Source organism: Caballeronia terrestris (genome assembly GCF_001544515.1).
Taxonomy (GTDB): domain Bacteria; phylum Pseudomonadota; class Gammaproteobacteria; order Burkholderiales; family Burkholderiaceae; genus Caballeronia; species Caballeronia terrestris.
In genome coordinates, this window is the sequence record NZ_FCOL02000073.1 from 1 (window position 1) to 18,360 (window position 18,360).

Genomic DNA, 18,360 nt, shown 5'->3' on the forward strand with positions numbered 1-18,360 from the left:
TAAGCAACATTCTCCTTCAATCGCCACCGCCTTCTCCTGCTTCCCTACGCCGCATACACCAGATTCAACGATAGCTCCCGATCAGCCCCGGGGTTATTGTTCGCAGTTCGGCAAGATCGGTTACGTTTTCAACAGTGAATGGACCGGATCATGACGCGCTGTCCGCGCGCTTCGCCCAGCACTTCGACGGTGCGATCGTGATAGCGCGCGACGGTGCGGCGCGGCGGCTTTCGATTCATGCGGTGGCGACCGGTCGGAGAGGGCATAAGCGGATGGGAGCGGCTGCGTCAATCGCATTATGGCAACGTGCGACGCCGACGCCACATCATTGTTAGATTGTCACGATACAGCGACAAAAGAGCGAAGGGTCATGCGACGCATCGTTGTTCGTTCGTCCGTCGTTCACGGACGAGGCGTTTTTGCGGTCACCCGGATCCGTGCCGGCGCACACTGCTCGAGTACAAGGGAAAGGGACTGCCCTGGAAAGAAGCGCAGCGCCGATGCTAGCGATCGGCCGCGGAAGACGGACATACCTTTTTCTTCGATCTTCACGATGTCCGGGTGATCGACGGTGTGCAGGATGAGAAGTCGGCGCGCTCCTTCCTCGAGTGTTCTATCTGTGGGCAGCCCGTTCAGAACCCCGGCCGAGAGGGACCGTCGGCCGCCTCCAAGTGAAAGCTTACGCCGGCGCCAGCAAGACATCGACGCTTCGACTGGTCGCCCATTCACTTACTGAGCGGGGCCTGATTCGCGAAGTCGATGTGTACTGGTTATCCGTACCGTTGAACTTGTTAGTCCCCTCTCACCTCAGCATCGCCGACGAGTCCTGGCACGAGGCCTTGGCGACGTACATCACCTATCCAGCCTCCAGCGAGAGACAATGCGGCCGCCCGGACAAGCGGCGGTGGCTTCCGGGAGTTTACCTTTCAATTCCCTGCCAATCGACTATACTCAGGCTTATAATTCTCGAATTTAAAGTCATACGTAGTCCTGATTAATTGAAACTCAATCCCGCTCGCCTATAGTCCCTTAAAGACTAGGTCTACTCCCAGTAAGGCTTCGTTTTCTTGTCCGAATGGGCCTGTTTCCACACCGTATGCCAAACGCGATCAAGCGCGAATGCTGCTTGCTCGGATCGTCGATTTTTGTCTTTCCAACGGAACAAGAAGGTGACGGAAATGCGGCAATCAAGGCGCGCTCTCGCGACATGCTGTTTGATCACTTGGTTTCTGTCCTTCTGCGTTAGCGTCGCGTCGTGCGGCGGCGGCAACGAGGCCGCCAATACACCGGTGTCGCGAGACGAAAGCGTGGCCGCTTTCAGCAAGAAGCCAAGCGAAAAAGACATCGGGTTGTTTATAGTCGCGGGCAGAATCGGTGGGACGGGGTCGCTGGACGGGACAGGAGTCGTTGCGCGGTTCGGTTCTCCCCAAAGCATCGCGGCGGACTCCGCGGGCAATCTGTATGTGGCGGATACCGGCAACCACATTGTTCGCAAGATTACGCCGGCCGGCGTGGTCACTACGCTGGCCGGCACTGCCGGCGTGACCGGTAGTGCCGATGGCAGCGGGGCGGCCGCGCAGTTCAATCTTCCGCAGGCCATCGCGGCGGAGCCTGCGGGTAATTTGTATGTGGCGGATACCGCCAACCACATTGTTCGCAAGATTACGCCGGCCGGCGTGGTCACTACGCTGGCCGGCACCGCCGGCGTGACCGGTAGTGCCGATGGCAGCGGGGCGGCCGCGCGGTTCAATTATCCGCAGGGGATCGCGACGGACTCTGCGGGCAACGTGTATGTGACGGATTCGGGAAGCACCATCCGGAAGATCACCCCGGCGGGCGTCGTCACCACGCTGGCCGGCACTGCCGGCATGTGGGGGTACGCCGACGGCAGCGGGGCGGCCGGGCGGTTCTCCGGTCTGCGGGGAATCGGGGCGGATGCCGCGGGCAATCTGTATGTGGCGGATTCGGGCAACAATACCATCCGGAAGATCACCCCGGCGGGCGTCGTCACCACGCTGGCCGGGACCGCCGGTGTAGCCGGGAGAGGCGACGGCAGCGGGGCTGCCGCGCAATTCGATGGTCCGACAGGCATCGCGGCGGACGATGCGGGCAACGTACATGTGGCGGATACGAACAACTACACCGTCCGCAAGATCACAGCGGCGGGCGCGGTCACCACGCTGGCGGGCAGACCGGGCGTGGTTGGTCACGCCGACGGCAACGGGGCGGCCGCGCGGTTCAATTATCCAATCGGCATCGCGGCGGATTATGCGGGGCACGTGTATGTGGCGGATACCAGCAACTTCACGATCCGCAAGATCACGGCAGCGGGCGCGGTCACTACGCTGGCGGGCGACCCGGTCGTGACCGGTCACGCCGACGGCAGCGGGGCCGCCGCCGAGTTCAATTTTCCGGCAGGCATTGCGGCAGACCGCGCGGGGAACTTGTATGTGGCGGATACGAACAACTCGTCGATCCGCAAAATCACGGCGGCCGGCGTGGTCACCACGTTGGCCGGCACCCCCGGCGTCTCGGGTGCTGCCGACGGAAGCGGTGCTGCCGCGCGGTTCAGTTATCCGTTCGGCATCGCGGCGGACCGCGCGGGCAATGTGTATGTGGCGGATTCGGGCAACAATACCATCCGGAAGATCACCCCGGCGGGCGTCGTCACCACGCTGGCCGGGACCGCCGGCGTGAGCGGTATCGCCGACGGGAGCGGGGCGGCGGCACAGTTCCATATTCCGAGCGGTATCGCCGCGGACCGTGCGGGTAACCTGTATGTGGCGGACAAAAGCAGCCATACGATCCGCAAGATCACGGCGGCGGGCATGGTTACAACGCTGGCCGGCACCCCCGGCGTCGACGGCAGTGCCGACGGAAGCGGTACTGCCGCACGGTTCAGTTATCCGGTCGGCATAGCGGCAGACCGCGCGGGCAATGTGTATGTGGCGGATTCGGGCAACCATACCATCCGGAAGATCACCCCGTCGGGCTTCGTCACCACGCTGGCCGGCACCGCCGGTGTGAGCGGCAGTGCTGACGGCAGCGGGGCGGCCGCCCAGTTCTATGCGCCGCATGACATCGCGGCGGACCACGTTGGCAATCTTTATGTGGCGGATTTTGGCAATGGCACCATTCGCAAGATCACGGCGGCGGGAGTGGTTACTACGGTAGCCGGCGTAGCACAGCAACAGGGCATCCGACTGGGCTGTTTGCCAGGGCGTCTGAGTATGCCGCTCGGGGTGACGCTCGCCGGTCACGACGATACCCTCGGCGTGACGTCGTCCAACAGTGTACTGAAACTCGTGTTGCGCTCACGCGAGGGACCCCAAATCTAGGTTACAGGCTCGCGCGCAGATCTCCGGCGATGCAGCCTCAGATGATCAACGTGCGTTGCCGGCGGTCTTTCCGGTGATAATTCGGGACCGGAATCAGCCGGAGGCTCAGATGAGCAAGACCAGCGAGATTTACGATCAGGACTTGGTTCTCTGGACTGAGGAGCAGGGCAAGCTGCTGCGCGAGGGCAAGCTCGACGAAGCTGATATCGAGAACCTCGCCGAGGAAATCGAGAGCATGGGCCGCACGGAGCGGGCGAGGCTGTGCTCGCACGCGCAGCGGCTGCTCGAACACCTGCTGAAGTGGTTCTATCTGCCCGAGCGCCGCTTTCCGAGCGCCTATGCCGCCATCGTCGAGGAACGCACCATGATCGAGGTCGTGCTCGGATGCAGCCCGAGCCTAGGCGACCGCTTGCCCCAGATCATGAGCTTGGCCTATTCCGACGCGCGCCGGCTGGCAGCTATCGAAGTTTCTCCGCTGCCGGACGAATGCCCCTGGACCTTCGAAGAGGCGATGACGCTATCCATCGAAGGGATTTAAAGGCATGAGACAACCGCTTCCGCGAGGCAGCTGGCTCGAGTTATCCACAGAAATGGTGCATAAGCCTGTGATTAACGTGACGTTGGATTGTCCCCAAAAGGCATCCGCTGGTTTCCAGAAGACTGAAAATCGTGGCGTATGGGCTCCCTGGATCGCCCGCACTCTATCGCGAAGTCTGCGCGCTGTTTTTTTCCGCTTCGGCGTCCCTCCAATCGCCTCCACAACCTGGTTCGGCGCGGCACCCATGAGCACGTCGGCGTCGGTGCTAAGCGAGTCCCGGCGGAGCTACGACAGAAGAGTCGGGTGCGCATCGACCAACTCCCGAATTTCTACCTGCGCTGCTAGCAACGCCGCGGTGCGTTGTTCGAGCGCCGTCTCGATCCGACCGAGTTCCTCGCGCGCGGCGACGACCTTTCGCTCCGTCGCTTCGTGACGACGTCGAAGCGGGTCGCGCCGAGGTGGTCGCAGCGCGCAAGGTGACCGCTGGGAAAACGGCGGGGACGAAGAGCCGAACGTAACCTTGGCGTCTTGGTGAGCCCGAGCTGACTTGCGAGCGTCCAGAAGAGGGGAATTCGAAGTGGTGCTTTGCTAGATCTCCAGGATGAGCACCGCACGACCTCGGATCTGTTCGAACACGGTGCCAGTGATCCGGCACCGTAGAAGGAGTAGCGTTGGGATTCTTAGCGGTTCGGGCAAGATCGCGTTGGTTTGCAACAGAGAGGAACGGGGTTTGATAAACAAACAAGACCTGGTCGACGCGACCTACACGCGCCTCTGGTTGACATACCGCTTGGCCATCGATGCGATTAGCAGCGCGGCCGCGCCCGCGAGCATCACTCCGGCCGTCGCGCGCTGATTCAGCCTTGCTCTCGTGTAAAGACTTGATTCTAGTACCGGACCATTTTTGCCCGAGCGTTCGAGCAGGCTTCCTGCGCCTTTGTAAAGCGCGTCGCCGTTGCGTTTCGGCTCCTTCGTCACCTGCGCCGCCACGCCGAGCTTGCCCATGAAGCGGTCAAAAAGGTCCGGCGCCGCGCGTCCAAACGCTACCGTGCCGCGCGAGGCCCCACCGACGTAGATTTCGCGTTCGGGACGCGTCGCCGCATGCAGGATCGCCTTTGCGACGATGTCCGGCGCGTAGACCGGCGGCGGCAGCTTCGGCTCGACGTCGAGATGGTTGCGCGCGTGCTGGACAAAGAGCGTATCGATGCCGGCGGGTTTAATGAGCGTTACCGAGACCGGCGCGCCTTCATTGATCAGTTCGAGGCGAAGAGTGTCGGTATAGCCCTTTACTGCATGTTTCGACGCGACATACGAGCCTTGCAGCGGCACCGCGACATCGGACAGTTCGCTTCCTAGATTGATCAGCGCGCCGCCGCCACGTTTTTTCAAGTGTCGTACGGCGATCAGTGAGCCGTGCACGACGCCCCAAAAGTTCGTCTCGAAGAGCTTGCGCTGATCTTCGAGCGGCACCTCCTCGCTGAACCCGTAGACCGAGCCGCCCGCGTTGTTGACCCACGTATCGAACCCGCCGAAGTGCTTGACGGCGGCGTCGGCGGCGCGTTCAAGCGCTACCTCATCACCGACGTCGGCGGCGGCGTACGCGACGAACGCGCCGCGCGCTGACAGTTCATTCGCGACCTTCTTGAGCGCGCGTTCGTCCCGGGCGATCAACATCAGCCTCGCGCCCTTCCGAGCGGCGAAACGAGCGGTCACGAGACCGATGCCGCTCGTCGCGCCGGTGATCACGATCACTTGCTGATGCAGGGGTTTCAGTTTGAGTCGCATATCGGTGAGTTCCGGCAGTGGAATGTGCTCGACAAGCAGCATCGCCTGTACCTGATCGGACGTGCCAGTTCCTCGCTATTGGAAGCGCAGCATGTCGCGCGCTCTTTGCGTAAAGAATTCCGTCCTAGTTATCCGGACCGGTTGGGGCACATCGCAATTGCCAGCGTTCGAGACGTCGATCTCCCCGCGGCCGGTTTCTCGGCGCCCATACAAGGGGCGGCGCATTGTAAAAGTGAGAATTGGGACCTGCGGATCGCGTTGTCCGCCTGAAGGGGCTTGGCCGCGTGAGCCTTCCCCATTAAACGAATACCTGATAAGAATTCCGGAGTTCCGCGCTCTGTCAACAACGGCCAAGTCGCGGGCGCAGCGCGCGGAGCTTTAACCTTTGCTGCCGGTCAAACGCCGCCACGACGCTTTCTGCGGTTCCGAGCCAAGCAGCATTAGGCGCACGCGTGCTAATACGACTTGTCCCGCATGGGGCGCGAAGTTTTTGCCCAAGGCGAGCGCCCGACGCTGCTCCCGGACGGGGAGCGGCCGACATGTACCCGTTCGGACATGAAGATGAAGGGGTAGATAGAGCTATCCACCCCTTCATTTGCGGACATCTAGAGAGTTGCCGTGGCGGAGGGCGCTCAAAATCCCGCAGCGTGCGCTCCGGGCCGACCCGGGCGCCGGAACTGAACGAGGTTGACGGCGCGCGCACGAGAACGCACGTACTCTCAGTCGCCGGGCGCGTTACAGGAATTGGAGGATGAAGGCGCGGTCCGGGCCCGATCATTGAGTTCCGAGGCGTGCGCGGCCGACAACTGCTGGCCAAACCGCGAATAGGTGCACTGGGACTGGCAGGCAATCATCGAAGGGTGGTCAACAGGCCCCGCCCGTTCGAGGTCGCGATCTGCGTGAGCGGCGAACCCCTCACCGCGTGCGTCGGAGAAATGTTGGCCGGGGGCAGCCGCTTCGTTCGGCCTACGCTGAGTCACGCCGTGAGGCTCACCCATTGGGGTGTTCGTACCTTTCGTGCAAATTCTGGCGTGAGTTAGCGCAAACCCTTATCCAGTAAGGCGCTGCCGGGCTCTGATATCTCGTCGAAGCTGAATCTTGCAAGCCATTGATCAGAAAGGAATTTTCGAAACAAACCGCCAGAATTTGCACGAAAGGTACGACTACCCCGTATCGAGCATCCGGATCTGCCGACGGATCTGAGCGACGCCGCGGGCGAGCTGATCGGGGCCCTGTGGACGCGAGCGACGACCTCCGCGCAGGCTGAACTGACTGCGCTGCGCGACGAGGTCGAAGCGCAGCGCGCCAAGGCGGAACAGAAAGTGGCCGCGGCGCGCGAGGAGTTGGGTCGGACCGAGACGGCGCTCGAGCAGCGCACCGCGGCGTTGCTGGCGGCCCAGGTCGAGATCCGGGAGCTGGAGCGGCAGCAGGCTGAAGAGGCCGCGACGCGTAAAGCGCTTGAGGCGGAGATCAAGCGTCTCGGTGAACAGGCGCTCGTGCGCGAGCGAGAACTCGAGACGGTGCGCCACACCTTCTCGCGTGATCTGGAAAAACTCCGGGAGACGGCGGGTCGTGCGGAGGAGCGCTTACGCGCAACGGAAAAGCGCGCGCTATTGGAGATCGATCGGGAACGCAGCGCGGTGACCAAGGCTCAGAAGGAATTGGCCGAGGCAGGCAAACGCGCCGATAAGCGAGAGGCTGAGCATCGTCGCACTGTCGAGGCGCTGCAGGCGCAGCAGGGCGATGCCCGCCATCAGGCCGGCGTGCTGCAAGGCAAGCTCGCCGCGATTGAAGCGGCACACGAGTCACTTCAGGAGCAGTTGAAGACGCTGCGCGGGACGACGCGCTCCCCGACGCGGCGCATGCCCGCCGCAGCCTCCGGTCCGCCCGTCAGGCGAGCGGCCCGAAAGGCAGCCGTTGGCAAAACGTCGAGAGCGAAAGCTCGCACGTAGATAATGACCGCGTAGGCGCCAGAGAGTGGCGAGCAGTTCACGGCCGGCCAGTGCGTCTGTCGCGCCGACGGTCTAAAGGAGCAAACGGATGAGAAGATCAGCAGAGAACAAGTTGCGGGTCGTGGCGGTGCGCATCGACCCCGTCATCGAACAGCGGTTGCGCGTGCTGGCCGAGGCCACGGGGCGCAAGCAATCCTTCTTCTTGCAGCGGATGATCGAGGGAGGCCTCGACGCGATGGAAGAAATCTGGCTGTCGCCGGACACCCTGGCCAAGGTTCGAAAGGGCGATTTGCCCGAGCTGCTGTCCACACACAGCACGACCTCGGATCTGTTCGACCTGGATGCGGTCGATCTGCCTCATAGCAGCCGCGGTTCCGCGTCGTCGTAGCGGTTCGGTAAGATCGCGTTCGTTTTCAATAGAGAGGGAGAGACGCCAATGAACAAGCAGGAACTGATTGACGCGGTTGCGTCGCAGTCGGGAACGAGCAAGACCGCCGCCGAAGAGGCGATCAATGCGGTGTTTGAGACGATTTCGAAAACGGTGGCTGCAGGCGACACCGTTCAGCTGATCGGCTTTGGATCGTTCGGGACCGGCGAACGCGCCGCGCGGACCGGGCGCAATCCGCAGACCGGTGAGGCCATTGATATCGCCGCGGCCAAGACGGTAAAGTTCACCGCCGGGAAAGGCTTCAAAGACGCCGTCAATCAGGCGTGAGCGCAGCAACGATCGGGTGGCGCGCGACGGCCGCAGGCGGGTGGTTTGCCGTCGCATCACTCGTTCGACGGGTCCCGACCTAGTCAGAAAAGCTGAGTCTCGAGCGGTATGAGGTTCACCCATTTCACCGCGGTGCGGCGCTCCTGTCCGTCCGGGTGAATGGAGCGAATCATGACGCGTTGCCCGCGGGCTTCGCCCAGAACTTCCGCGATCCGGCCGTCATAGCGCACCAGGGTGCCGCGCGCCGGCTTGCGTTTGAGTTTCGTGCGACGAGGCAGAGCGGGCATTTCTTGACAGGTTGACATGCGATGATGCGATTATGCCTGTCGTCACACCAAGGCAGATTCTTCGTTCCTTCTCACGCCAGAGTCTCAACCATGCGCCGCATTGCAGTCCGTCACTCGCCCATTCATGGTCGCGGTGTGTTCGCCGCAGCGACTCTCTCCGTTGGTGATCCGATCCTCGAGTACAAAGGCGAGATCATCTCGGCGAAAGAGGCGCAGCGCCGGTATGAACGGTCGGCCGCTGAAAACGGGCACACCTTCTTCTTCGGGCTCGACGACGGACGCATGATTGATGGTGCACAAGGCGGCAACTCCGCGCGCTGGATTAATCACAGTTGCGCGCCTAACTGCGAAGCCGAACAGGACGGCGACCGGATCTTCATCCGGGCGACACGCAAGATTGAAGAGGGCCCGGAGATCTTCATCGACTATGCGCTTGATGTCGAAGGGCGCCGAACAGCCGCGCTCAAGCGCCTTTACGCATGTCGATGCGGCGCTCGCCGCTGTCGAGGTACGATGCTGGATGCGCGTCGGTAGCGTACCTGTTGTGAGGCGCACCCGGCACCAGGTGTTTCATGAAAGGGCTGTCGAAAGCGCCGGCAACCGCTTCCTCGACGCGTTGAGATGAATTAGCCTGATCGTTCTTCATCGACGACATTTCTAAGTGCGACGACGATGCAGCAAAGCATGCAACAGCTTGATATATTTGCCGACAGCCGCGACGTGGTACTGCGCAATGACGTCGTGGAGCAATTGCAGCGTCGCCATGCGGTGGACGCGCGCGCCTCACTTACGCAGCTCGCCAGCGAATACCCTGAAGACAGCGCGCTGCCTGCGATGACGGTGCTCGTTCGCGAACTCGAGAATGGCTCAAGCCTTCCACTGACCGACCACGCGGAGCTAACCGCAGTCCGCCGACACCTTGAGGATGAAGTGACGCCTGCCGCCCAACGGGTGATGCCTGCACAGGACGCTCATGCGTGGTCGACACCGTGCTGGCGCTCGCTCGCCGAGCGCGCTGCACCGCTGGTCTTTTGCAGGAGCCACACCGAAAGCCACGCCGCGCCGCTATGGCTCCGCGCGGGGGACTGGGCGGCGGCCACTGACGCCGTCAACACGATCGAATCGTGGTGGCGCATCCCGTCGCCACTCGCCTGGATGACCGAAGCGCGCTATCGAGGGGCCGGTCTCGATGCGGCTTGGCCGCTATTCGCAGAATTGGCGTGGCTGGCACCGTCACGATTCGCCGCTTTGATGGCCGCGCTACGGGACGCTTTGCTGGATGCGCTGCGTCGGCGCTTCGATGCTGAGTTTCCCGGCACAGGCGAAATCGAGGACTATGTTTGGTTTCCGGCCTGGCTACTGGTCGTCAAGCCAGCGCTCGCGAGCCGGCTGGGCGAAGCGCGCGTGCAGCGAGAGCTACCTGCGTCGCGTGCCACGGCCTTGCTCGGGGAGATTTTGCGTCGCGAACATGAAGGCGACCAGCACGAATTGGTGAGCTTACGCGAAGAACTCAGCTGGTTGCATACGGGTCTGTTTGACGCATACATGGCAACACGGAAAGTGCAGCATCGATGACCGCATCCGCTCGCTTCACCGGCATGACCTTCACTTGCGAGCCAGCGGCCTTCGTAACAGGTGAGTTCGCTGACTTTCGTACCGTGCTGCCTTCGGCTGGATCTCGAAGCGCCTCCGACGAACTTCCTTTGTCCGCCCGCCGAGCGACCATCACCCGCGCGGCGCGGACAGCGGGCGCTGCGCGTAAAATACGAGGTCAGCCGCACACATGGGAACGGACTTGAACCGGTGCCAGCCAGCGAACGGTTCGAGGTCCGCTAGGATAGGCAATAGATAGCGGTAGAAAATTAGAGAGACTCGGGTGTACGGGATGGCCGCGTCCGGCGAAGTGTAGCGAGAAGAGGCGTGAGGTGTGCGACGGTCGTTCATCGCGTATGCTTTCCAGCTTTGTGCACACTCAACATTGACGACCGATTGGCTCGCTCCCCCTCCAAAGAGACGCGTGGAAACAAAAAAGATGACCGATGTGCTCGTGCCTGAAGGCGCCTACAGGGACACGCTCAGCGATGTGGTCGCGCTCCTGGAAGACGGCCGGGGTGCCGCGGCGCGGAGCATCAATGCACTGATGACTGCGACCTATTGGTTGGTCGGCCGTCGGATCGTCGAATCGGAGCAGGGCGGGCAGGGGCGAGCTGAGTATGGGCAGGCGCTCTTGCAACGCCTGTCAGCGGATCTGACGAAGCAGTTTGGAAGGGGCTTCGGCGCTGACAATCTGGAACTGATGCGCCTCTTCTACCAGAGCTATCCGCCGAGCGAGATTACCGAATCGGTGATTCGGAAATCTACGACCCGCGCCTCGCGAACAAAATCCGAATCACCGATTCGGAAATTCTCGCTCCAGCAGTTGGCTGAACGTTTTCCGTTGTCCTGGACCCATTACGTGCGACTAATGCGACGGACGCGATCGCCGGAAGAGCGGTCGTTCTACGAAGGCGAAGCGCTGCGTGGTGGATGGAGCGTGAGACAGCTCGAACGCCAGATCGGCAGTCAGTTTTACACGCGCACGTTGATGTCCAACGATAAGCGCGCAGTGCTCGCCAAGGGCGCCGTCGCAGCTCCGGGCGACACGATGAAGCCCGAAGAAGCGATCAAAGACCCTTACGTTCTCGAGTTCCTTGACTTGAAGGACGAGTATTCGGAAAGCGACCTTGAAGACGCCCTCATCCACCGGCTCGAGGACTTCTTGCTTGAGCTGGGCGGCGACTTCACGTTCGTAGGGCGGCAGCGGCGATTGCGCATCGGAGACAGCTGGTTTCGTGTAGATCTGCTCTTCTTCCATCGACGACTGCGCTGTCTCGTAATCATCGATCTCAAACTGACCGAGCTGAATCATGCGGATGTCGGGCAGATGCACATGTACTGTAATTACGCGAAGGAACACTGGACACTGCCGGGCGAAAACCCGCCAGTCGGCCTGATCCTTTGTGCAAGAACCAACGAAGCAATCGCACGCTATGCGCTCGACGGCCTGCCCAACAAGGTGCTTGCTGCCGAGTACCACACAGTGCTTCCCGACGAAAAATTGCTCGCGGAGGAGTTGGCGAAAACCCGTAGGGAATGGGAAGCGCAACATCCCATTCTGCTCGACGGAGGCGATCGCTCTCCGGACTGACAGACCGATAGCAGAGTTGTCATCTGCTCGCTGCTCCCAACGCATTAGTCGTTGGTCTCTTGGTCGGCCTAGCGCCACCGATCCGAAAACGCTCATCCGCGCGGCGCGAGATTACGAGGCGACGCAGGCGCAGTTTGCGATGGAGTGTGCCCTGTCCGCGCTGCATTGATGGAGGCCGGCTACGGCTACGAAATCCCGGTAATTGACGTCGTCGATGCCTAGATGCCCTCGTTGCCGCGGCGCTCGCGGGTCGGGTGCCGAAGGCAGCGGTGGACGATTGCGTGCGACGCCTGATTCGCAATGCGGATTCGCTGGTGGGGCGAGCGCTGCACACGCGCATGGAAGCCGCCGGGCCCTGAAAAAGAGGAAGGGTATCGGCCGATGCAGCGCTTGCGCTGCTCACGCCTTCGCGTGAGTCCGGCATGGCCCCATCGTTCACAGCCAAGGCTCCAAGGCCGTTACGCGCCCGCATCCTTCCTTGACTTCTCGAGAGCCTCGATACGCTGGTCTCAATGGATCAGGAGATGCACAGCGTATGAAGACAATCGCAGTTGACCGAAAACATCACGTCCCCGCTACTTCGCCTGGCGTGCTCAAGCGGACCTCTCTGGAAGCTGACCGTGAACTCGCTCATTTACGGGAAGTGGTGACGGCAGTACGTACAGCATCAGCGCCCTTGCCGATAAGCGTTCGTTACTGGAAGGCACGCCTCCATGAGCTTCGCATCGCCTACGCGTTGCTTCCCGTCCAAGTTGCCCGGCTGTCTGCACTTGAGCTTGACGTCGAAGAGCTCGCACAGAAACAGGTGGACGTCGGCGCGAGCGACGAACTCCGCGTGGCGTAGATTCGTGGCGCCCATTCGGTTACTAGAAAAATCGATATGTAGTACATATGAGTACGATCGCTGGACTACCGAATGGACTCGCTCCGACGACGCTAGTCGCCAGTGGCAAGCCACCGCCATTAAATGCAAGCGTGATAATAACAATTATCACGCTTGAAAGTTTTGTAATATAAGTTTCGGCACCGTGGAACTGACTCCGGACGCCTCCACGGCCACCCTTGAGCGCCGCGCGCATAATCCACGTGTCCAGCATCGCCGAAGGCGACGACCATGAACGAGCCGAGAACCAGAAGAGATCTCGGGAGCACGCGTCGGTGCATCCTGGAGGGCGGCGACACAGCGGTTTTCAACCTGCGGACTGTCGGGGGCCCGCGTCGACGCCATTGCCACGGCCGCGGATAGCAACGAGCGGATGCTCTATTACTACTTCCAAAGCAAGGGAGGCCTGTACGTCGCGGTCCTCGAGACGATGTATGCGGAATTCGCCCGTCATGAGGTGAGCCTTGACCTCGCGGGACTGCAGCCTGCCGCCGCCCTCGGATTCGCCCGGAAGTAATCCCAGATGAAGGGCGGTACCTCAAGCGGTCGCCGAAACTGACCGAGGCGATTTCGCCCGTGATCGACTTGGTGCCCGCGACTTTGGCGCGCGGGGCAGCCACTGGGGATGTCCGGGCCGATGTGGACGCGCTGGATTGCCACGTCACGCTGGCCCCAATGGGTTACTACCCGGTTTCCAATCGGTTCACCCTGAAAGCGTTTGTCGGACGGGACTACACCGAACCGTCGGTCATCGAGGCGGTGACTGAGTTGCAAGTCAAGAGATGCTGATTGCATATTTGCAGCCGGCGTCGCCAGGCGCATCGCCTTGAGCTTCGCGTCTTCCCCGGAAGTTACTGCCGCTGCCGACGCGTGATCGACGGACGACCGATCGGTCCGATACTGCCGACGAGTTCGCTCGCTGCTTCGCGATCGCTTCGCGCGCCTTGACCGGCGAGGCTGTCGAGATCGCCGCCGCGATGACGGTCAAGTTCTCCACCGGTAAGGCCTTCAAGGCGCGGTCAACGCGTCTTGGCGTCTCGAGACTTCAGGCGTGGGCGAATGCACGCGACCGGATCAGAACAACTGGCTCTCAAGCGGAAGCAGATTGGCCAGTTTGACGGCCGTCAGTCGCTCGCGCCCATCGGGATGAATCGAGCGGATCATGACGCGCTGACCGCGCGCTTCACCTAAAATCTCGACGATGCGATCGCGGTAATGCGCCAGCGTGCCGCGTGACGGTTTTCGCTTCGTGCGACGGCGAGTCGATGAGGGCATAAGCGAGCGGTAGCATGTGTCGCTCCGATTATGCCAAGCTTTCGCCTGCCGCGCATATCCGTCGACGCACACCGGCACACCGACAACTAGGCCTATGGTGAAGTCGCATGCCAGCACATAAATGGACTTTCGCGCCTCGCTTCAGACGCTCGGCGTTCGGGTGGAGATCGGCGCTGCCGGTCCAGCGTATCAAAGAAGCGATATCTGAAATCCGTTCTGCCGCACGCGTCGACCCAGTGCTGGGCGCAGAGGGCGCAGTCCTGCTGCTCGAAAAATTGTCGCCTGCACTCGAGCAGGTTGACAGTTCCTCGGGCGCTCTGGGCAGCGCCGTCAATCGCGCAATCGATGTGCTGGTGCCGGTGATCGCCGCAGCCGACGTGCCGCAAGCGGTGCGGGACCGCTGGTTAGAACGGCTGTTCGAAGCGTTACAAGAGGATCAGATGCCGTACATCGAGAGTCTGGGCGAACACTGGGGCACATTATGTGTCACGCCCGAGCTCGCTTCTCGATGGGCAGACCAATTATTGCCGCTTACCCGGCATGTTGTGCAGGCGGACGAGTACGGATTTTTCGTCGGGACCATACCGTGTTTGAGCGCATTACACGCGGCCGGTCGCTTCGAGGTCGAGTCCCTCGTTTCGCTCGGCCGCCCCGGCGACGCGGTCAGTCTGGCGGAATCGAGCCGTGGACTCAACGCCCCGGAAGGCGACATCGCCCGGCGTTGCGAGACGATTCTTCTTGACTGTGGGAGGACCGAGGAGGCTTATCAGCGCTACGCGCTCGCTGCCAATCGGGCAGCGACCTACCTTGCGACCTTTCGGGCAATCGCAAAGAAGTATCCCGATCGTGCGCCGCAAAGCATTCTTGCCGACCTCATTGAATCGGAGCCTGGCTCGCTAGGCAAATGGTTCGCCGCAGCGAAAGACGCGGGTTTGCTGGATATTGCGCTTTCGCTTGCGAAGAATCACCCCACAGACCCCAAAACGCTCACGCGCGCGGCGCGCGATTTTGAAGTGAAGCAGCCGTCATTCGCAATGGCCTGCGGACTGTGCGCTTTGCGATGGATGGATGCCGGCTACGGTTACGAGATAGCGCCTATCGATGTGCTCGACGCTTACGACGCGACGGTCAAGGCCGCGGCGGCAGCGGGCGTTCAGGCGCCGGACGTGCAGGCTCGTGTGCGACAACTTGTCGGAGCGCCTTCCTCGCTTATCGCGAAGGTGCTCGCAACAAAACTGGCCTGACCTCCGCACTGCGGACGCGACGAACCGGGCGGCTGCATTGAAGCCGACGCGCGACCCAGTCAGAGCATTACTGCTTTGTGTAGTAGCTCGAGTGCCGTCAACTCGTCTAACCGACCGGTGCGCGCTTTGCCCGCCAGCGTCTTGAGCAGCGCTTCCGCTATTGGCGAGATACCGTCCAGACCCTGCAGACTTGTTGCCGAAGCCGGTGGAAACTCAGCGTTCGCGAGTGCGCGTGCCGGTACGCGGTCACCGTCGTCTTCCACGGCGTGTGCATCGGTTGTCGCGGGTTGTTCGGTCTCGTTCGTCGCGAAGGCCCCCGCCATCTTTACACTACTGATCTGAGGCTCGGTTAGAACCGGGGCCTGTTCACTCTCAGAGGTAGCGGACGGCGTCTCGCTTGCCCGCGGAGTAGGAGCCGATACGTTCAGTGCGCCGGCGTCAATGGTGGTTGCGCGAGACGCTTGCTCTTGAGCGCTCGCGCGAGCGCGTGACGCGGGCGCGAGTAAAACTGAGACGAACTCGGGAATTTCCGCTTCGGAACGCGGCTGGTCCAACCAGCCCGTTGGCAAACCAAGCCGCTCCGTAAAGCGGTTCGCCTCTGCCTCGTCCATGCGCTTCTTGCCGTGCAGTCGATGCGCCATGTTGGATCCGGTCATACCCATGACGAGACCGAGCTTGGCTTTCGATCCGTTGCGCCCTGTGAGCACATGAAGATTCGCGCGTCGGATGCTCTCGATCGTGGCGCCATCGTGGAGGCTTAATTGTTGGGGCGATGCTGCTTCGATTGTTGCGCGTCGACCGGAAGCGGTTTTTGCAGCGGCTTTGCCGGTTGTCTGCTTGCCCAGTTGAGCTTGACCGGTCTTCGCATTGCTATGCGGGTTCTTCGCTTTCTGAGATGGCATTTTTGCATCCTCGGACGCACCGTCCGCAACAAACAACTGTTCTTGTGTGACTGGAACGGCCGGTGCCGATGCCGTCAGCGTCTTGGCGTCGTCGTCCACGTCGTCGTCCGTTCGAACAAACTCGAGGGGCGATTTCAAGCGAGCAATGAGTTCCGGCGAAAGAGCAGGGTAGGGCTGATCGAAAAACCCATGAGGCAGACCGAGCGTGGTCTCCATGTGAAAGGCAGTCTCGGGCGTGAATCTTTCGCCCTTCGTAAGCTCCGCGACACGCGATAGAGTGGAATCCAGCGCCAACGCGATATTCTCAGCGCCGACCGCATTGACCAAAAACTGAAACGACCGCGTCTTGATGATGGAGGCCGTCGCAGCGGGCTCTTTAGAAGGCGGCTGAGAGGACGTACGGTTGCGGGAGGAGAAATTGGGTTTAGACAGGTGATGAGGCTGCCGGCTGTTCACCTTTTCTCGGTACCCCGCATTTCGCCCGCGGGTCTGACTCATAGCTTTAGCTCCAGTGCGGCGCGTTGACGTTTCACTCCGGATTATAAGCGAGGGATGGTCAGCTGCCGCAATGCGAAAAGCTGCTGGAAAGCCGTCTCGACAGCCGATAGCGCAGCGTCCTGATGGGGGACGGTCGCGTCCTCGGCCTTAGCGGACTTTCATGATGGTCGCGGTCAACGTCGGCAGCCTAGCGGACCTCGGACATTGCTGGTGTCTCGCGGCACCCCAACTGACTGGGTCAGCGAATTCACACTTACGACCCAACGCAGCCACTCGACGCTTGTCATTACAAGCGTCTCAAACCAGGGAATTTCAGTCATTCAAACTCGGGACGGAGCGGGCTGCGATCAGCTAAGCCTCTGGGTGCCGACGGTTTTGCCTGGCCCTCAGAAGTTTCGCCGCCGCCCTTGACTGCTCCATTTCTTCTTGCCCTCGACCATTCAGCGCGTCGGCACCGCGGTGCTAGTTCAAGGTTAACCGAAAAAAGTTCAACCTTCAGCGAAATCCTGGCAGTAGCTCCATTGCTGCTGGAATTGAGCTAATTCTGAACGCAATGACGGTGACACGTGCCCGGCAGGCCACTCTGGCCACCCAACTCTGAACCCGTGGTTCGCCTAAACCTGAACTATCTCGATTTTGGTTCGCTTAACCCCGAACGTTCTGCCCGGACATCAAAAATATGAAGTAGCCCAAAGTCGGCCAGGTCCGACCAAACTGAACAATCGCGCTTTACTCACAGGTCCGCGGCGGGACTTCGGTTCAGGCGGAAGTAAGCATTGAGGAGAGATGTTTTGTACACGACGCCCAGCAGCAGCGGCTGCGCGTTGTTTTCGATGACGGGCAGACGTTCGCCCTGAAACGCGAGGAAGTGTTGAAGCGCTTCGCCCAACGCCATGTCGGGCATCAGCGCGTCGAAATGCGGCTGAAGATAGTCGGCGGCCGTTTTCTTGTCGCAGCCTCGGTCGTCCAGCAGGTCGAAGGTGATGTTCTGCAGCGCGACCACGCCACGGAAATGGCCAATGTCATCGATGACATAGAGGTATTTCACCGGATATTCGAGAAACACGCGCGTCATCTCTTTGACGTTCGCGGTGAGCGGCACGACAGTGTCGGCGGGACGCACGAGTTCGCGCATCTGCGTGGCGGCGAGGCGCAGGCGCTCCTTTTCCTCGCGCGTGCGACGCAGGGTGACTTCGTACATCGACGTCTGCTCGGACGCGCGCGCGATGAAATACGCCACCACGCACGAGAGCATCAGCGGCAGCACGGCCTGATACGACAGTGTCATCTCGAAGATCATCAGGATCGCCATCAGCGGCGCGTGCGTGGCGGCGGCGAGGAACGCGCCCATGCCAACCATGGCATAGGCGTAGGGCGCTGAGGTCGAATGCGGCCAGATCGTGTGCGTCGCGATGCCGAACAGGCACCCGAGCACGGCGCCGACGAACAGCGTCGGCGTGAAGATACCGCCGACTGCACCCGAGCCCGCCGTCGCGGCCGTCGCGATGATCTTGAAGACGAGCACGGTGAGAAGGGCGGTCGACGTCCAAGGCTGGTGCAGCAGCGAGTTCACGACTTCGTAGCCGTTGCCCCAGACTTCGGGCCACCAGATCGAGATCACGCCGACGATTAACCCACCCAATGCAAGCCGGATCGGCAAAGGCAGCGGCAGCAGCGAAAAGCGTTTCCGCGATGCCGCGAGCAAGCGCAGGAAGTGCGGAGCCAGCACGCCGCACAGGAGCCCGAGCAAGACGAA

General features: G+C 61.5%; 19 protein-coding genes. 14 read left to right on the top strand and 5 right to left on the bottom strand.

The features are described from left to right. The first annotated feature begins 1,214 nt into the window (after positions 1–1,214). On the top strand, positions 1,215–3,338 hold the full coding sequence (locus AWB67_RS30080; RefSeq protein ID WP_235025407.1) for an NHL repeat-containing protein: 2,124 nt from the start codon (positions 1,215–1,217) through the stop codon (positions 3,336–3,338). Positions 3,339–3,447: 109 nt separating this feature from the next. Continuing rightward, complete coding sequence (locus AWB67_RS30085; RefSeq protein WP_087659794.1) at positions 3,448–3,876, top strand: DUF29 domain-containing protein; 429 nt, start codon at positions 3,448–3,450, stop codon at positions 3,874–3,876. A gap of 762 nt (positions 3,877–4,638) precedes the next feature. On the opposite strand, the gene AWB67_RS30090 is transcribed toward AWB67_RS30085, so the two are convergent. Further along, positions 4,639–5,661, bottom strand: coding sequence for an SDR family oxidoreductase (locus tag AWB67_RS30090; RefSeq protein WP_087659802.1), 1,023 nt, complete (start codon positions 5,659–5,661; stop codon positions 4,639–4,641). Between AWB67_RS30090 and AWB67_RS39880 the strand changes: the two genes are divergently transcribed. The 4 genes from AWB67_RS39880 to AWB67_RS30105 all read left to right on the top strand — a co-directional run bounded on the left by AWB67_RS39880 (position 5,635) and on the right by AWB67_RS30105 (position 8,328). Next, entirely contained in the window at positions 5,635–5,931 is a 297-nt protein-coding gene (locus tag AWB67_RS39880; protein WP_125477729.1) for a hypothetical protein, read from the top strand. The genes AWB67_RS30090 and AWB67_RS39880 overlap by 27 nt on opposite strands. 917 nt (positions 5,932–6,848) lie before the next feature. Continuing rightward, complete coding sequence (locus tag AWB67_RS30095) at positions 6,849–7,613, top strand: DNA-binding protein (RefSeq protein ID WP_510183509.1); 765 nt, start codon at positions 6,849–6,851, stop codon at positions 7,611–7,613. Between the two features lie 88 nt (positions 7,614–7,701). Next, positions 7,702–8,001 carry a YlcI/YnfO family protein gene (locus AWB67_RS30100; protein WP_062643499.1) on the top strand — a complete coding sequence of 100 codons (300 nt, stop codon included), beginning with the start codon at positions 7,702–7,704 and terminating at the stop codon, positions 7,999–8,001. 48 nt (positions 8,002–8,049) lie between these two features. Further along, a complete protein-coding gene (locus AWB67_RS30105) occupies positions 8,050–8,328 on the top strand; it encodes an HU family DNA-binding protein (protein WP_087659795.1) in 279 nt (92 codons plus the stop codon). An 83-nt stretch (positions 8,329–8,411) separates the two neighbouring features. Here AWB67_RS30105 and AWB67_RS30110 read toward each other — a convergent pair whose 3' ends face one another. Further along, positions 8,412–8,633, bottom strand: a complete 222-nt coding sequence (locus tag AWB67_RS30110) for a hypothetical protein (protein WP_235025408.1) — start codon at positions 8,631–8,633, stop codon at positions 8,412–8,414. 72 nt (positions 8,634–8,705) lie between these two features. Here AWB67_RS30110 and AWB67_RS30115 point away from each other — a divergent pair, with 72 nt between their 5' ends. From AWB67_RS30115 to AWB67_RS42200, 6 genes are all read left to right on the top strand, one after another. Further along, the gene (locus tag AWB67_RS30115) at positions 8,706–9,149 is read left to right on the top strand and encodes an SET domain-containing protein (RefSeq protein WP_087659797.1); all 444 of its coding nucleotides are present in this window, start codon (positions 8,706–8,708) and stop codon (positions 9,147–9,149) included. A 150-nt stretch (positions 9,150–9,299) separates the two neighbouring features. After that, positions 9,300–10,190 carry a hypothetical protein gene (locus AWB67_RS30120; protein ID WP_087659803.1) on the top strand — a complete coding sequence of 297 codons (891 nt, stop codon included), beginning with the start codon at positions 9,300–9,302 and terminating at the stop codon, positions 10,188–10,190. Positions 10,191–10,647: 457 nt separating this feature from the next. Beyond that, positions 10,648–11,802: a PDDEXK nuclease domain-containing protein gene (locus AWB67_RS30125; RefSeq protein ID WP_062643791.1), complete on the top strand. Its 1,155-nt coding sequence runs from the start codon at positions 10,648–10,650 to the stop codon at positions 11,800–11,802. Positions 11,803–12,337: 535 nt separating this feature from the next. Further along, complete coding sequence (locus AWB67_RS30130) at positions 12,338–12,646, top strand: hypothetical protein (protein ID WP_062643788.1); 309 nt, start codon at positions 12,338–12,340, stop codon at positions 12,644–12,646. A 412-nt stretch (positions 12,647–13,058) separates the two neighbouring features. Further along, positions 13,059–13,202, top strand: coding sequence for a hypothetical protein (locus tag AWB67_RS42195; protein WP_235025409.1), 144 nt, complete (start codon positions 13,059–13,061; stop codon positions 13,200–13,202). 59 nt (positions 13,203–13,261) lie between these two features. Beyond that, positions 13,262–13,474, top strand: a complete 213-nt coding sequence (locus tag AWB67_RS42200; protein WP_235025410.1) for a hypothetical protein — start codon at positions 13,262–13,264, stop codon at positions 13,472–13,474. Here AWB67_RS42200 and AWB67_RS42205 read toward each other — a convergent pair. Further along, positions 13,461–13,673 carry a hypothetical protein gene (locus tag AWB67_RS42205; RefSeq protein ID WP_235025411.1) on the bottom strand — a complete coding sequence of 71 codons (213 nt, stop codon included), beginning with the start codon at positions 13,671–13,673 and terminating at the stop codon, positions 13,461–13,463. The genes AWB67_RS42200 and AWB67_RS42205 overlap by 14 nt on opposite strands. A gap of 71 nt (positions 13,674–13,744) precedes the next feature. Here AWB67_RS42205 and AWB67_RS43045 point away from each other — a divergent pair, with 71 nt between their 5' ends. Together AWB67_RS43045 and AWB67_RS30145 are read left to right on the top strand one after the other, a co-directional pair. Beyond that, positions 13,745–13,876, top strand: coding sequence for a hypothetical protein (locus AWB67_RS43045; RefSeq protein ID WP_268808121.1), 132 nt, complete (start codon positions 13,745–13,747; stop codon positions 13,874–13,876). Between the two features lie 191 nt (positions 13,877–14,067). Next, entirely contained in the window at positions 14,068–15,204 is a 1,137-nt protein-coding gene (locus AWB67_RS30145) for a hypothetical protein (protein WP_087659799.1), read from the top strand. 59 nt (positions 15,205–15,263) lie between these two features. Here the strand turns inward: AWB67_RS30145 and AWB67_RS30150 are convergent, their stop codons facing one another. Together AWB67_RS30150 and AWB67_RS30155 are read right to left on the bottom strand one after the other, a co-directional pair. Then, positions 15,264–16,604, bottom strand: a complete 1,341-nt coding sequence (locus tag AWB67_RS30150; RefSeq protein ID WP_087659800.1) for a hypothetical protein — start codon at positions 16,602–16,604, stop codon at positions 15,264–15,266. Positions 16,605–17,337: 733 nt separating this feature from the next. Next, positions 17,338–18,360: ClcB-like voltage-gated chloride channel protein (locus tag AWB67_RS30155; RefSeq protein WP_125477730.1), on the bottom strand; the 1,023-nt coding region annotated here is incomplete at its 5' end.

What these genes read in the sequence shown, in the direction of transcription:
- AWB67_RS43045 (WP_268808121.1), top strand. Translation starts at nt 13,745, where the DNA reads ATGCACGCGACCGGATCAGAACAACTGGCTCTCAAGCGGAAGCAGATT.
- AWB67_RS30130 (WP_062643788.1), top strand. Translation starts at nt 12,338, where the DNA reads ATGAAGACAATCGCAGTTGACCGAAAACATCACGTCCCCGCTACTTCG.
- AWB67_RS30090 (WP_087659802.1), bottom strand. Translation starts at nt 5,661, where the DNA reads ATGCGACTCAAACTGAAACCCCTGCATCAGCAAGTGATCGTGATCACC.
- AWB67_RS30085 (WP_087659794.1), top strand. Translation starts at nt 3,448, where the DNA reads ATGAGCAAGACCAGCGAGATTTACGATCAGGACTTGGTTCTCTGGACT.
- AWB67_RS30105 (WP_087659795.1), top strand. Translation starts at nt 8,050, where the DNA reads ATGAACAAGCAGGAACTGATTGACGCGGTTGCGTCGCAGTCGGGAACG.
- AWB67_RS30100 (WP_062643499.1), top strand. Translation starts at nt 7,702, where the DNA reads ATGAGAAGATCAGCAGAGAACAAGTTGCGGGTCGTGGCGGTGCGCATC.
- AWB67_RS30115 (WP_087659797.1), top strand. Translation starts at nt 8,706, where the DNA reads ATGCGCCGCATTGCAGTCCGTCACTCGCCCATTCATGGTCGCGGTGTG.
- AWB67_RS30120 (WP_087659803.1), top strand. Translation starts at nt 9,300, where the DNA reads ATGCAACAGCTTGATATATTTGCCGACAGCCGCGACGTGGTACTGCGC.
- AWB67_RS30125 (WP_062643791.1), top strand. Translation starts at nt 10,648, where the DNA reads ATGACCGATGTGCTCGTGCCTGAAGGCGCCTACAGGGACACGCTCAGC.
- AWB67_RS39880 (WP_125477729.1), top strand. Translation starts at nt 5,635, where the DNA reads ATGCAGGGGTTTCAGTTTGAGTCGCATATCGGTGAGTTCCGGCAGTGG.
- AWB67_RS30145 (WP_087659799.1), top strand. Translation starts at nt 14,068, where the DNA reads ATGCCAGCACATAAATGGACTTTCGCGCCTCGCTTCAGACGCTCGGCG.
- AWB67_RS30150 (WP_087659800.1), bottom strand. Translation starts at nt 16,604, where the DNA reads ATGAGTCAGACCCGCGGGCGAAATGCGGGGTACCGAGAAAAGGTGAAC.
- AWB67_RS30110 (WP_235025408.1), bottom strand. Translation starts at nt 8,633, where the DNA reads ATGTCAACCTGTCAAGAAATGCCCGCTCTGCCTCGTCGCACGAAACTC.
- AWB67_RS42195 (WP_235025409.1), top strand. Translation starts at nt 13,059, where the DNA reads ATGCTCTATTACTACTTCCAAAGCAAGGGAGGCCTGTACGTCGCGGTC.